General features: G+C 64.5%; 12 protein-coding genes. 7 read left to right on the forward strand and 5 right to left on the reverse strand.

Features of this window, described 5'->3' with window-relative positions:
• Positions 1–909 (reverse strand): LysR family transcriptional regulator, encoded by a 909-nt coding sequence (locus V6B08_RS19095; protein ID WP_341983899.1) that lies wholly within the window; start codon positions 907–909, stop codon positions 1–3.
• 160 nt (positions 910–1069) lie between these two features.
• Between V6B08_RS19095 and V6B08_RS19100 the strand changes: the two genes are divergently transcribed.
• Together V6B08_RS19100 and V6B08_RS19105 are read left to right on the forward strand one after the other, a co-directional pair.
• Positions 1070–2047, forward strand: a complete 978-nt coding sequence (locus V6B08_RS19100; protein WP_341983901.1) for a tripartite tricarboxylate transporter substrate-binding protein — start codon at positions 1070–1072, stop codon at positions 2045–2047.
• A 53-nt stretch (positions 2048–2100) separates the two neighbouring features.
• A complete protein-coding gene (locus V6B08_RS19105; RefSeq protein ID WP_341983904.1) occupies positions 2101–3165 on the forward strand; it encodes a tartrate dehydrogenase in 1065 nt (354 codons plus the stop codon).
• A 279-nt stretch (positions 3166–3444) separates the two neighbouring features.
• Here V6B08_RS19105 and V6B08_RS19110 read toward each other — a convergent pair whose 3' ends face one another.
• Both V6B08_RS19110 and V6B08_RS19115 read right to left on the reverse strand, forming a co-directional pair.
• Positions 3445–4629: a rhomboid family intramembrane serine protease gene (locus tag V6B08_RS19110; protein WP_341983906.1), complete on the reverse strand. Its 1185-nt coding sequence runs from the start codon at positions 4627–4629 to the stop codon at positions 3445–3447.
• Positions 4620–4997: a Rap1a/Tai family immunity protein gene (locus tag V6B08_RS19115; protein WP_341983908.1), complete on the reverse strand. Its 378-nt coding sequence runs from the start codon at positions 4995–4997 to the stop codon at positions 4620–4622. Before V6B08_RS19115 ends, V6B08_RS19110 begins: the two co-directional genes overlap by 10 nt.
• Between V6B08_RS19115 and V6B08_RS19120 the strand changes: the two genes are divergently transcribed.
• Together V6B08_RS19120 and V6B08_RS19125 are read left to right on the forward strand one after the other, a co-directional pair.
• The gene (locus V6B08_RS19120; RefSeq protein WP_341983910.1) at positions 4996–5511 is read left to right on the forward strand and encodes a GNAT family N-acetyltransferase; all 516 of its coding nucleotides are present in this window, start codon (positions 4996–4998) and stop codon (positions 5509–5511) included. The genes V6B08_RS19115 and V6B08_RS19120 overlap by 2 nt on opposite strands.
• Positions 5512–5519: 8 nt before the next feature.
• Positions 5520–7256: a RimK family ATP-grasp domain-containing protein gene (locus V6B08_RS19125; RefSeq protein ID WP_341983912.1), complete on the forward strand. Its 1737-nt coding sequence runs from the start codon at positions 5520–5522 to the stop codon at positions 7254–7256.
• Positions 7257–7258: 2 nt separating this feature from the next.
• Here V6B08_RS19125 and V6B08_RS19130 read toward each other — a convergent pair whose 3' ends face one another.
• Positions 7259–7876 (reverse strand): TetR/AcrR family transcriptional regulator, encoded by a 618-nt coding sequence (locus tag V6B08_RS19130; RefSeq protein ID WP_341983914.1) that lies wholly within the window; start codon positions 7874–7876, stop codon positions 7259–7261.
• Positions 7877–8018: 142 nt separating this feature from the next.
• Here V6B08_RS19130 and V6B08_RS19135 point away from each other — a divergent pair, with 142 nt between their 5' ends.
• Entirely contained in the window at positions 8019–9140 is a 1122-nt protein-coding gene (locus V6B08_RS19135) for an efflux RND transporter periplasmic adaptor subunit (protein WP_341983916.1), read from the forward strand.
• A 2-nt stretch (positions 9141–9142) separates the two neighbouring features.
• Entirely contained in the window at positions 9143–12247 is a 3105-nt protein-coding gene (locus V6B08_RS19140; RefSeq protein ID WP_341983919.1) for an efflux RND transporter permease subunit, read from the forward strand.
• Positions 12248–12250: 3 nt separating this feature from the next.
• Here V6B08_RS19140 and V6B08_RS19145 read toward each other — a convergent pair whose 3' ends face one another.
• Complete coding sequence (locus tag V6B08_RS19145; RefSeq protein ID WP_341983921.1) at positions 12251–13444, reverse strand: MFS transporter; 1194 nt, start codon at positions 13442–13444, stop codon at positions 12251–12253.
• 91 nt (positions 13445–13535) lie between these two features.
• Between V6B08_RS19145 and V6B08_RS19150 the strand changes: the two genes are divergently transcribed.
• Positions 13536–14324 (forward strand): AraC family transcriptional regulator, encoded by a 789-nt coding sequence (locus tag V6B08_RS19150; RefSeq protein WP_341983923.1) that lies wholly within the window; start codon positions 13536–13538, stop codon positions 14322–14324.
• Positions 14325–14374 lie beyond the last annotated feature (50 nt).

Genomic DNA, 14374 nt, shown 5'->3' on the forward strand with positions numbered 1-14374 from the left:
CTATGAGGCCTCCGCCTCTTTGAGCATTTTCCAGAAGGCTTCGGCATTGCCGTTCTGCCGCGCGCGCGGGCGGTAGAGGCGGATTTCCATGGCGATGTCCCAGGCCCCAGGCCCTGCGCGGACCAGATTCTGGCCTGCGGCGAGATCCTCGGCCACCAGGCTCAAAGGCGCCCAGGCAACGCCGCGGCCATCGGCGGCGAGCGATTTCAGCACCACCGCCACATGTGAGGTAAACACCGGTTTGAGATGTGCCGCGCAGCCATCCTGGGCCCAGCTTGCCGCCAGGATGCGGCCCATGCCGGATTGCTCGCTGAACGCCAGATAAGACACCGGCTGCTCAGGACTGCCTGGCAAGGCATGCCGGGGCATCCCTGCCCCATCCGGCGCCGTCACCGGCACCAGCATGTCCATGCCCAGCCGCACGGAAGCGAAGTCGTTCGGGTTCAACCTTGTCGCCGCCGCCGGGTGGTAATGGCAGAGCAGGAACTGCGCCTGGCCATCCAGCATGATCTGCTCACAGCCCTGCATGTTGTCGGCCACCAGGTTGATGGCGCTGGTGGATACTGAAGCGCCGAGTTGCCGTAGCCAAGCGGGAAAGAAGGTCAGCGCCAGGGCATTGGTGGCGGCAAAGCGCAGGGAGGCGGCGATATTGGCGGCGTCCAATGCTTCACGCCGCCCCTGGCGCAGGCGGCGGATAGTTTCCTCGGCCACCGGCAGGAACTGTGCCCCGGCGGCGGTGAGGCTGAGGCGATGCGTCTCGCGGTCGACCAGCGGCGCCCCGACCCAGCGTTCCAGCGCCGAGATGCGGCGGCCGAAAGCCGGCTGCGTCACCTGCCGTGCGGCGGCGGCGCGAGAGAAGTTCATATGCTCCGCCAGGGCGACGAAATCCTCCAGCCAGGTGATTTCCACGGCTCTCCCCTCCTGCCCCATTATGCCAATCCGGCATTGAATGAAGCTGGATCGGCATTTGCGGGCTGCTTTGGCGAAACCCTAGTCTCAACCCCGGAAAGACAAAAGCCCCGGCCAAAGCAGCCGAGGGAAAACCGGGATAATCAGGAGGAAAATCGAGATGCGCGCAGCATGGATCGCCACGGCCGCCTTATTGCTGGCTGCCCCATTCGAGGCTTCGGCCCAGGCTAACTACCCGAGCCGGACCATCACCATCATCGTGCCGTTTGCTGCCGGCGGCGCCACGGATACGGTCGGCCGTCTCACCGCGCAGGGCCTCTCGAAGCAGCTCGGCGGCGCCCAGATCGTGGTGGAGAATGCCACCGGTGCGGGCGGCACCATCGGCGCCAACCGGGTCGCCACCGCCGAGCCGGACGGTCATACCCTGCTGGTGCACCATGTCGGCATCTCCACCGCCGCGACGCTGTACCGCAAGCTGCCTTACGACACCAAGACCGCCTTCGCCCCCATCGGCCTGCTCACCGATGCGCCCATGACCATTATCGGCCGCGACGACCTGCCGCCGAACAACCTGGCCGAACTGATCGCCTATGTGCAGAAAGAAGGCGGCAAGGTGAGCTATGGCAATGCCGGCATCGGCGCCGCCTCGCATCTCTGCGGCATGCTGTTCATGAGCGCCACCAAGGCGCAGCTCAACACCGTGAGCTATCGCGGCAACGCTCCAGTGATGCAGGATTTACTGGGCAAGACACTGGACCTGACCTGCGACCAGACCACCAACACCACCAGCCAGATCCGCACCAACAAGGTGAAGGCCTACGCCGCCACCACGCTCACCCGCATCCCGCAACTGCCCGACCTGCCGACCGCCGACGAGGCCGGGCTAAAGGGCTTCGAGGTCAATGTCTGGCACGGCCTCTATGCGCCGAAGGGTACGCCGGCAGCCATCGTCGAGCGGCTCTCGGCCGCCTTGAAGGTGGCGCTGCATGAGCCCGATCTGGTAAAGCGTTTCAACGATATCGGCACCACGCCGGTGGCGGCCGAGCGCGCCACCCCGGCGGCCTTGCGCAGCCACCTCGACAGCGAGATCGCCAAGTGGGCGCCGATCATCAACGCGGCGGGGCAATACGCCGACTGACCGGTTTTCAGTGCAACCCCAGTTGTCAGTGCAATAGAGGCAAAGCAGAGATCATGGCTCACAGAATAGCGGTTATCCCAGGCGACGGCATCGGCAAGGAAGTGGTGCCGGAAGGCCTGCGCGTGCTCGATGCGGCGGCACGCCGGTTCGGCATCGACTTCAGCTTCGACAGTTTCGACTGGAGCTGCGACTACTACCTGAAGCACGGCATGATGATGCCGGAGGACTGGAAGCAGCAGATCGGCGGCCATGACGCCATCTTCTTCGGTGCCGTCGGCTGGCCCGAGAAGGTGCCGGACCATATCTCGCTCTGGGGCTCGCTGATCAAGTGGCGCCGCGAGTTCGACCAGTATGTGAATCTCCGCCCGGTGCGGCTGATGCCGGGCATCCCCTCGCCGCTGGCCAACCGCAAGCCGGGCGACATTGATTTCTATGTCGTACGCGAGAATACCGAGGGCGAATATTCCTCGGTCGGCGGCCGCATGTTTGGCGGCACCGACCGCGAATTCGTCGTCCAGGAGACGTTCCTGACCCGCACGGGCACGGACCGCATCCTGAAATTCGCCTTCGACCTGGCGCAGAAGCGGCCGAAGAAGCATCTCACCTCGGCCACCAAGTCGAACGGCATCTCGATCACCATGCCCTACTGGGACGAGCGCGTCGTCGAGATGGCGAAGAAGTATCCCGATGTGCGGGTCGACAAATTCCATATCGACATCCTGACGGCGCATTTCGTGCTGCACCCGGACTGGTTCGACGTCGTGGTCGGCTCGAATCTGTTCGGCGACATCCTGTCGGATCTCGGCCCCGCCTGCACCGGCACCATCGGCATCGCGCCGTCCGCCAACCTGAACCCGGAAGGCGCGTTTCCGTCGCTGTTTGAGCCGGTGCATGGTTCGGCGCCGGATATCGCCGGCAAGGGCGTCGCCAACCCGATTGCCCAGGTCTGGTCCGGCGCCATGATGCTGGAGCATCTCGGCCACCAGAAGGCCGCCGACGCCATCCTGAAAGCCATCGAGGAAGTGCTGGTGGCCGGCCCGCGCACGCCCGACATGGGCGGTCAGGCCAACACCCAGGATGTCGGCAAGGCCATCGCCGAAGTGGTGGCGAAGGCCTGATGGATGCCTAGACCGTTTCCTTTTCATATTGAATCGCTGCGCCGTGGCGATTTTGCGTTTTGAGGAGGAGCCCGGCGCAGGGCGTAGTGGGGGCTACGGTCAAGCCGGGCGACGCGCTCAAAACGCAAAAGCGCCCGGCCCCGCAGGGGTTGCGCCTGGAGGCGGTATCCGCGTCGTCGAAACGCTTGCAGGTACCGCCAGGTACCTGCTGCGCGCTTCTCCTGGCGGGCTACCGCCTCCAGACGCAACGCAGCTGGTTCAATATGAAAAGGAAACGGTCTAGCGCGGCTCCAGGCTGCGCTTGATGGCGGCGATTGCCGGCTTCAACTGCTCGGCAATCGCCTCCGCTTCCCGCAACCGGGCGCGATCACCGCGCAGGCCGGCGGCATAGCTCTCATACAGCTTCACCCGCAGGCCGGCATAATTCTGCGCCGCCAGCAGCCGTTCGGCGAGCCGGCTTTCCGGGCGTGGATCGTAACCATTGAGGCTGCGGGCCACCTCACGCCAGGGCTCCAGCAGTTCGCTCTCGATGCGCTGGCGGTAGGCCTGCGGCGTCAGCTTGGTGCGTTCCTCGTTCAGCTTTTTCGATACATCCGCCAACCGCGCATCCTCGCGGAAGGCTGAGTCGATGGCATCGGCGATAGGCTGTTCCGCTGGATAGCGGTAGGCCGGTTCTGGCAGGATCGGCAGGATCACGGCGAGGGCCAGCAGAATAGCCGCGATCCCTAAACCAAGCTGGCGCGGCCCGGCGATGCCCGGACGCTGCAGCGGCGCGGTAAGCAGATAGCCCAGCAGGGCGCCACCGACGAAGCCGCCGCCATGGGCGGCATTGTCTATGCCGGTGGCGGTGATGCCCATATAGACCGAGAACCCGATGAACAGCGCCAGGTTCACCCATTGCCCGCGCAGCACGCTCAAGGGCACCGCCTTGCCGTTGCGCAGCCAGAAGCTGGCCAGCGCACCACCCAGGCCGAAGATGGCGCCCGAGGCCCCGGCGCTGACCGTGCGGTCGGGGCTGAAATAGACACTGGCGAGGCTGCCGATCACCGCCGCGCCGAGATAGATCACCAGAAACGGCCAGCGGCCATAGAGCCGTTCCGCCAGGCCGCCCAGGCTCCACAACGCCATCATGTTGAAGCCGAGATGGATCAGGCCGAAATGCAGGAAGGCAGCGGTTAGCAGCCGCCAGTATTGCCCGCCGGCGATGGCCGGGCCGAAATTGGCCCCCCAGGCCAGATGCACTGATGAATTGGCCTCGATCAGCCCGCCGCCGAGCGGCAGCAGGGCGACGAAGGCCACCACGTTGATACCGACCAGCCATTTGAAGATCACCGGTAGTTCGGGCCGGTTATGATACAGCAGCCAGGCGAAGGCCTGCATGTCGGCGGCCTCTGCTACCTCCTTCTCCGGCTCTTGCCCCCGGTTATCGCCCCGGTTCTCGCCTGGGCCACGGACTATTTGCATGGAAACGACTTTCGCAGGGCATTGGCGATCAGTTCGGCGCCAGCCTGGGATACCAGGGCAGGATTGAGCGCCAGCCAGTCGCGCACGATGAACTCCACTCTTGGGCCCGGCACCGCATCCGGCAGGCAGACATTGCCAGCGATCCGCAGCGAATCAAGGATGCCGGCAACATAGCCCTGGCAATAGGCATCGCGCGAGCGGCAAGGCCGCTCATCTACATTCTGGGCCGGTTGGTTCTGGGCCGGTTTCGCCGGTTCGGCTGCGCGGACAGGCAGCGCCGGCAGCGCGAGCAGAAAAAACGCCAGCGTCAGCTTGCCCTTGTTTCGCCACAGAGCGCGGCTAGGATCATCAACGATAGACAAGGGCATGACGGGTCCAGTGGCGGCAAAATCAGTATCAGGCTTAGGCAAGTCGGCGGCGGCGGGCAAGCCTCATCTGCGCCCCGCCACGGCCGCCGATCTCGATGCCCTGGTGGCGCTGGAAGAAACCTGCTTCGCAACCGACCGCTTTTCCCGCCGTTCCTACGCCCGCGCGCTCGCCTCGCCGCGCGCCCATCTGCGGGTGATGGAAACGGGCGGCCGGCTCGCCGCCGCCGGGCTGATCTTCACCAGGGCCGACACGGCAGCGGCGCGGCTTTATTCCATCGCCGTGCATCCGGACTGGCGCGGCCAAGGCCTGGCCCGGCGGCTGCTGACCGCTCTTGAGCAAACCGCCCGAAAAATAGGCGCCGACGAGATGCGCCTGGAAGTCGCAGACCGTAACAAAGCCGCCCTCGCGCTCTATCGCGAATCCGGCTATGAAGAAACCGGCCGCCTGAGGCGCTATTACCAGGACGGGGCCGATGCCCTGCGTCTTACCAAGCGCCTCGCAGCCCGCAGCTAGAGACCCAAATGCACGTCATCATCGTCGAGCGCAAAACCCAGTTCCATTACCGCAATCCGGGATGCCTGGTGCTCAACAACCGGGAATTCATCACCCGGCCGGATCTGGTGCAGGACAAGCGCGCCAAGATCATCAACCTGTCGAAGGATTATTCCTATCTCGGCTACGGCTATTACTGCTCGCTGCTGGCCGAGGCGCGGAACCAGAAGGTAATCCCCAGCGTCAAGACCATCCTGGAACTGCGCGAGCGCAGCATCTACACGCATGCGCTGCCGGAACTCGATGAACTGCTGGTGCAGCAGCTCAAGAAGCTGGTGATGGTGCCCACCGCGCCATTCTCGATCAACATTTTCTTCGGCCGCAGCGATGACCTGCGCTTCCCCGATCTGGCGCGGCGCGTGTTCGATGAATTCCGCTGCCCGCTGCTGAAGCTTAATATCTCGCCGGAAGATGGCTGGCATATCGCCTCGATCCGCCCGATGGCGCTGGCCGACCTGAAGCCGGAACAGCAGGAATTCTTCGAGCATGCGCTGGATGCCTACACGCGGGCTGGCTGGCGCGCGCCAAAGGCCAAGAGCGTGGCGAAATATTCGCTGGCCGTGCTGCACAATCCGGCCGAAGTGCTGCCGCCTTCCGACCGCCGCACGTTGCAGAAATTCATGCGCATCGGCGAGCAGATGGGCGTGGAAGTCGAACTGATCGAGAAGAAGGATTACGCCGAACTGGCGGAGTACGACGCGCTGTTCATCCGCGAAACCACGGCGCTCGACCATCATACCTACCGCTTCGCCAAGCGCGCGGAGAAGGAAGGCATGGCGGTGATCGACGACCCGACCTCGATCCTGCGCTGTACCAACAAGGTCTATCTCGCCGAACTGCTGAAAGCGAACAAGATCCCGACGCCCAAGACCGTGGTGCTGGACAAGAGCGGCATCGAGGCGGTGGAGCAGGAAATCCCCTATCCCGTCATCCTCAAGATTCCGGATGGCAGCTTCTCGCGCGGCATCATCAAGGCCGATAACCGAACGCAATTGCTGGAAGGCGCCGGGCGCCTGCTGCGTGAGTCGGATGTGATCCTGGCGCAGGAATATCTCTACACCGATTTCGACTGGCGCATCGGCATCCTGCGCGGCCAGCCGATCTATGCCTGCCAATATTTCATGTCGCGCGGCCATTGGCAGGTGGTGAAGCATGGCGAAGGTGGCCGCTTCACCGAAGGCGGTTTCCGCACCCTGCCGGTGGAGCAGGCGCCGGACGAGATCGTGCAGATGGCGCTGAAAGCCGCCAACCTGATCGGCGACGGCCTCTATGGTGTCGACCTGAAGCAGACGCCCAAGGGCGTGGTGGTGATCGAAGTGAATGACAACCCGTCGATCAACCAGGGCGAAGAAGACGCGGTGCTGAAGGACGAATTGTACCGCCGCATCATCCAGGAATTCATCCGGCGCCTGGAAGAGCGCCCGGGCAACAACGACGCCGCGCCGGTTGCGCCGATCCTCCCGGTACTGGCGACAACCGCCACGCCTCCCGCCGGCAATGGCGCCCCCTCGCCGGCCCAGATTGCCGCCCAGGTGGCGGCCAAGGTGGCCGCGCAGGTCTCGGGCGAAATCGCCTCGCGCATCGCGGCGGAAGTGTCGTCGCAGGTGCTCAGTCAGGCCATGGGCGCTGCCCGCCCGCAGGTGGTGGCGCGCGGCGGCGAGGATGACCCTGACCTGCCCTTCCCGATCGGCAAGAACCGCAGCTAGCTTTAGACGCGACAGCCGCTGAGGAACACGCCGACGGCGTGATCGACCATGCGGTCTATATTCGCCCGTGTCGCCGCCGCCGGCCTTGCGCCGAGCAGAAGCCCAAGCTGGGTATGCCCCAGCACCATGCCGAGGAACTGTTCCGCCGCCAGGGCGGGTTCGCTGATACGCAGCTCCGGCCGGCCTTTCAGGTATTTCGCCAGGGTCGCGACAATAGGATGCGGGCCGCTGCGGTGGATGATCTTGCCCAGCCCCGGCACGCGCGCCGATTCCGCCACCACCAGCCGGTGCAAGGCCAGGGAACCCGGCGCTAGTGCCAGCTTGAGATAGGCGCGGCCAACCTGCTGAAGCGCCTGCTCCGGCGGCAAGCCGTCACAAACCAGCCGCTGGATACCCTGAGTCAGCTTGCCAGCCAACGCATCGATGATCGACGCGAACAAAGTCTCCTTGCTCGAGAAATGCGCGTATATGGTTATTTTAGACACGCGGGCGCGGCGCGCGATGAGATCCATGCTGGTGGCGTTATAGCCGCGCTCAAGGAAAACCTGCGTCGCGACATCAAGGATTTCGGCATGCTTGCCGGCATCTGCGGGCCTGCCGCGCCGCCGCTGTCCGTTCACGGAGTCTTGCACTCGTTTCCCGGCCATTCCACGCCTTTTGAACTACCAATTTCTGAACCATACAGTATAGTAATCAAGGTTGCATAGAATTTCGCGCTGCCGTTGTCTCCCCACCGGCTGGCGCTAGGGGAACAGGTCGTCGATGAAAAAGGTTTTTGGCTTGGGCGTACTGGCGCTTTTGGTAGCCGGTGGCGCCGGATGGATGTTCTATGGCCCGCAGCTGCGCGAGATGGTCGCCCAGGCGACGCCGGGCGCTTCCGCTGCCGCGCCACAGGCCCCGCAAGGCGGTGCCGGGCAGCAGGGTACAGCGCGCAATCCGATCCCCGTGGATGTGCGGATCCCGCGCATCGGCAATGCCCGCCAGCAGATCGAAGCCGTGGGCAGCCTGCGCTCCAATGAATCAGTGATCCTGCGGCCCGAGATCGCCGGCCGCATCACCGAAATCCTGTTCGAGGAAGGCCAGCCGGTGAAGCGCGGCATGCCGCTGGTGCGGCTGGATGCCAGCATCGCGCGGGCGCAAGTCGCCCAGGCCCGCGCCAATATCGCCTTGAGCCGCGCCAATTACGGCCGCGCCGAAGAACTCTACGGCAAGGGCGCCGGCACCCAGCGCGCCCGCGATGAAGCAACCGCCAAGCTGCAGACCGACGAAGCCGCCCTGGCACTCGCTCAAGCAACGCTGGACAAGAGCACATTGCTGGCGCCGTTCGATGGCGTGGTCGGCCTGCGCCAGGTCAGCGTCGGCGATTACGTCAATCCCGGCCAGGCGATGGTCAATATCGAAAGCATCGAGCAGTTGAAGGTCGATTTCCGCATCCCGGAAATCAACGCGCATCTCATTGCCGTGAACCAGAATGTGCGCGTGCGACTGGATGCCATGCCCGGCCCGACCTTCGATGGCACCGTGTTCGCTATCGATCCGGCAATTGACCCGAATGGCCGCGCCGCGATCCTGCGCGCCCGCCTGCCCAACCCGGAAAAGAAGCTGCGCCCCGGCATGTTCGCCCGGGTCACCCTTGTAGTGGAAGACCGCGCCAACGCCGTGCTGGTACCGGAAACCGCGCTGGTGCCGGCGGGCCGCGATATCTACGTGCTGCGCGTGGTGGATGGCAGGGCGGTGCAGACCAAGGTGAAGCCGGGCCTGCGCCGCGATGGCGAAGTCGAAATCATGGAAGGCCTCAAGGCCGGTGAACCTATCGTGGTCGAGGGCGCGGTGAAGCTGCGCGACGGCCAGTATGTCCGCGCCACCGAGATCAAGGGTAGCTGAGCATGGGTATCTCCGACCTTTGCATCCGCCGCCCGGTTTTCGCCACCGTGCTGAGCCTGGTGGTGGTGCTGATCGGCCTGGTGTCGTTCACCCGCCTCACTGTGCGCGAATATCCCAATATCGATCCGCCGGTGGTGCTGGTGGAAACCGTCTATCGCGGCGCCAGCGCCGAGGTGATCGAGAGCCAGGTGACGCGCGTGCTGGAGGAATCCATCGCCGGCATCGAAGGCATCGACTTCCTGCGCTCAATCACGCGCCAGGAACGCAGCCTGGTAGTGGTGCGCTTCAAGCTGTCCCGCGACGCGGAATCCACCGCCAATGACGTCCGCGACCGCGTCAGCCGCGTGCGCGGCAAGCTGCCGCCGGAAATCGACGAGCCCATCGTTTCCAAGGTGGAAGCCGATGCCCAGCCGGTGCTGTTCATCGCCTTCTCGTCCGAGCGCCATACCTCGCTGGAACTAACCGATTACGCCGACCGCTATGTGAAGGACCGGCTGCAATCCATCGCCGGCGTGGCGGAAGCCCGCATCTTCGGCGAGCGCCGCTATGCCATGCGGCTATGGCTCGATGCCGCCCGCCTCGCCGCCTACAACATGACGCCGCAGGATGTGGAAGGCGCGCTGCGCCGGCAGAATGTGGAAGTGCCAGCCGGCCGCATCGAGAGCCAGAATATGGAATTCACCGTGCTGTCGGAAACCGACCTGCGCACGGCGGAACAGTTCGGCGCCATCATTGTCCGCGAGGTCAACGGCTATCCGGTGCGTGTGCGCGATGTCGGCCGCGCCGAGGTCGGGCCGCTGGACGAGCGCGTCAGTGTCCGCTTCAACGGCAAGCCCGCCGTGTCGCTCGGTATCGTTAAGCAGGCGGTGGCCAACCCGCTGGATATCTCGCGTGGCGTGCGCGAGGCCCTGCCCGATATCCTGGAGAACCTGCCCGACGGCATGCGTGCCGAGGTCGCCTACGATACCTCGGTATTCATCGAAGCCTCGATCAAGTCGGTCTACCGCACCATCGGCGAAGCTGTGTTGCTGGTGGTGGCGGTGGTGTTCCTGTTCCTGCGCAACATCCGCGCCACGCTGATTCCGGTGGTCACCATCCCCGCCTCGCTGATGGGCGCCTTCGCCATCATGCTGGCGCTCGGCTTCACCATCAACACCCTCACCTTGCTTGCTATGGTGCTGGCCATCGGCCTGGTGGTGGACGATGCCATCGTGGTGCTGGAAAACATCTATCGCCATATCGAGGAAGGCATGGCGCCGCTGGATGCCGCTTTCAAGGGCGCCAAGGAAATCGGTTTCGCCGTGGTGGCAATGACGCTGACCCTGGCTGCCGTGTATGCCCCCATCGGCTTCATGAGCGGCACCACGGGCCGTCTGTTCACCGAATTCGCCTGGGCCCTGGCCGGCGCCGTGCTGGTCTCCGGCTTCGTCGCATTGACGCTCAGCCCGATGATGTGCGGCCGTCTGCTGAAGCACGAAACCAACCACAGCTTTTTCTACAATGTCGTCGAGAATGTGCTGAATGGCATCACCAACGGCTATCGCCGCCTGCTCGGCAGCACGCTCAAGGTCCGCTGGCTGGTGATCCTGATCGGCATCGGCTTCGCCGGCAGCAGCTATTTCGTGTTCAAGCAGTTGAAGCCGGAACTCTCGCCGGTGGAGGATCGCGGCACCATTGTGGGTTCGTTCAACGGCCCTGAAGGCGCCACGATCAATTACATGGAAAAGTATGCCCGCCAGGTCGAGAAGATCATGGAAGGCGTGCCGGAAGCCGAGGCGCGCTTCGTCGTCTCGGGCAATCCCATCGTGTCGCAGGGCGTTTCCTTCACCCGCCTTGCTCATTGGGACCAGCGCAAGCGCAAGCAGCAGGAAATCGTCACGCAGTTGAACCCGAAGATGCGTGAATTGGCCGGCGTGCAGGGCTTCGCCGACAACCCGCGTTCGCTGGGCCAGAATCTCCGTTCGCCGGCAGTGTGGATCGTGCTGCAGGCCAATGTCGATTACGACGAACTGAATCGCATGGTCGCGATGGTGCTGGTGGAGGCCGAAAAATATCCGGCTTTGGCCAATGTCGATACCCGCCTGAAGCTGAACAAGCCGGAGGTCAAGGTTTCGGTGAACCGCGACAAGGCGGCGGATATGGGCGTCGAGGTCGATACCATCGGTCGCACGCTGGAAACCATGCTGGGTGGCCGCCAGGTGACGCGGTTCAAGCAGAACGGCAAGCAGTATGACGTGATCGTGCAGGTGGCGGATGTCGACCGCGCCAACCCGGACGACCTCTCCAAGATCTATGTACGCGGCTCGTCTGGCCAGATGATCCAGCTTTCCAATCTGGTCACCGTGCGGGAATCCTTGAGTGCCCGCGAGCTCACCCGCATGAGCCAGCTTCGTGCCGCCGATATTACCGCCAACGTGGCGCCGGGCTATTCCGAAGGCGAAGCCCTGGCGCAGCTCGAGGAGGCCGTGCGTGCCGTGCTGCCGCGCGGCGTGCAGATCGACTACAACGGCCAATCGCGCGAATTCAAGCAAGCCTCGGGCGATATCTACTTCACCTTCATCCTGGCGCTGGCCTTCATCTACCTGGTGCTGGCGGCGCAGTTCGAAAGCTTCATCGACCCGTTCATCATCATGCTTACCGTGCCGCTTTCCATGACCGGCGCGCTGCTGGCGCTGAAATATGGCGGCGGCACCATGAACATCTACAGCCAGGTGGGATTGGTGACTCTTGTCGGCCTGATCACCAAGAACGGCATCCTGATCGTGGAATTTGCCAACCAGCTCCAGGAACAGGGCCGCTCGCGGTTAGACGCCGTGATCGAGGCGGCGGCGTTGCGCCTGCGCCCGATCCTGATGACCACGGCGGCGATGGTGCTGGGCGCTCTGCCGCTGGCCATGGCCATGGGTGCCGGCGCGGAAAGCCGCAACCAGATCGGCCTGGTGATCGTCGGCGGCCTGTCGCTCGGCACCCTGCTGACGCTGTTCGTGGTACCCACCGCCTACACCATCCTGGCCCGCGACCGCAGCAAGATGGCTGTGAAGCCTTCGGACGAACATGGCCCTGGTCACGACGCCGGACACCATCCGGCGCCGCACCCGGCGGAGTAAGCCCTACTCCGCCGCTTGCGTGGCAGCGGGCGCGATCTCCTCGGGCCGGTGCGGGAAAGCCAGCGAGCCGAGGAAGATGAACACGCCCAGCACCGCCAGCACGGTATACACCGCTTCGAAATTGCCGGTGCGGGTATGCAGGAATGAGATCAGCGGCACGGCGAGCGCGCTGGCGGTGAACGACATCACGTAGCGGATCGAGAAAGCCCGGGCGCGCCAGGAATCCGTGGTGTAGCGCGCGATCATGGCGTCGTTGATCGTCACTTGGCCGAATAGCGCAAACATGATGCCAGCGGCGAAGCCGAGCAACGGCCAGCCCACCGCCCAGCCGGCAAGGAAGAAGCACGGCGCCTGCAAAGCCGCCACCGGCACGAACACTTTGCGCAGCGGCAGCTTGTCGATGATATTGCCAATGATGAGCTGCGCCATGGCGCCGAAGGTGTAGACCAGGGCGGCGGTGATGCCGATGCCGAAGGTGCTGAGCGCACCGAACTGAAGCTGTTCCTCGAACAGCTTGGGCAGCGACACCGTGCCGGCATTGAAGGTGATGCCGCCGGCAATCGTCACCAAGGACAGCACCACGAAGGCGCGGATCACCACGTCGCGCGGCACATCCACGGCCTTCTTGGCCGCTGCCTTGCCAGCACTCGGGCGGTTCGGCACCATGATCAGCCAGAACACGCCGGCGATCAGCGCCGCCGCGCCGGGCACGAAGAAAGCCGCGCGCCAGCCGAGCCATTGCGCCAGGCCGCCGGTGATCAACGCCGCCAGCGCCACGCCCATATTGCCCCACACGCCGTTGATGCCGAGATCGCGGCCCATCTTCTCGACATTGGCCACCAGCAGCGCGCCGCCGACCGGGTGATAGATGGCCGCGAAAAGGCCCATGGCGGTGAGGCCGACGGCGATCTGCCACGGCGCCTGGGCCAGGCCGGTGAGCATGGTGGCGCTGCCAATGCCGAAGAAGAAGATCGTCATCATCTTGTGCCGGCTCCAGCGGTCGCCGAGCCAGCCGGCGGGGATGGAGAACAGGCCGAACGAGATGAAACCGCCGATCGAGAGTGCCAGCAATTCGCCGTAAGGCAGGCCGAAAGCCTGATCCATGGTCAGCACGGCGGTGGGAAAAATCAGCATCAGCATGTGGTCGAAGGCGTGGCCGATATTGACGAAATTCACCACGCGGCGGGACAGGTTCATGTTTGGCACTCCAGGGAGACGCGATTCCGACCTGGACAGGCTAGCCTGTCCGGTTCAATCTGTTCTGCCAAATATCATCGAGTTTCTGCCAATGGCGGCCAAAAGCACCAATCCGCAGGATTACCAGCATGTGCCCCGCCCGGTGGCGGCGATGGCCAAGCCCTTCCCGGCCGGCTACCACATCGCGCCGCATGACCATCCGCGCGCCCAGTTGCTCTATGCGGTGAGCGGCGTGATGCGGGTGATGACCCCGGAAGGCGCCTTCGTGGTGCCGCCACTGCGCGCCGTGTGGGTGCCGGCCGGCATGCCCCATGAGGTGCGGATGGCCTCTGCCGTGGCGATGCGCACGCTTTACGTCGCCCCCGATGCCGACCCTGCCCTGCCCACCGAATGCCGGGTGGTCGATGTGTCGCCGCTGCTACGCGAACTGATTCTGGAAGCGGTGGCCGAACCGCTGGAATACGACACGGAGGGCCGCGCCGGCCTGATCATGCAGTTGATCCTGGATGAACTGCGCCGCCTGCCCGCCGTGCCGCTGGGCCTGCCGATGCCCCGGGATGCGCGGCTGCAACGGCTCTGCGAGGCCTTGCTGGAGCAGCCTGGCAGCCGGCTGTCGCTGGAGGATTGGGCGGCGAAAAGTGGCGCCAGCCCGCGCACGCTCGCCCGCCTGTTCCAGCAGGAAACAGGTTTGAGCTTCCGCCGCTGGCGCGAGCGCGCCCGGCTGGCCGATGCAGTGGCGCGGCTGGCCGGTGGTGAGCCGGTAGCGCGGGTGGCAGCCCGGCTCGGCTATGACAGCGCTTCGGCCTTCACGGCGATGTTCCGGCGCTCGCTGGGCGTGCCGCCGCAGCGCTATCTGGCCGCTACCGCAAGCTTGTCTTGACCGGCCCGGGGCATTCTCTAAAGTAGTTGCACATAAAACATAAATCTGGA

It is taken from the genome of Ferrovibrio sp. MS7 (genome assembly GCF_038404985.1).
GTDB classification, from domain to species: Bacteria; Pseudomonadota; Alphaproteobacteria; order Ferrovibrionales; family Ferrovibrionaceae; genus Ferrovibrio; species Ferrovibrio plantarum.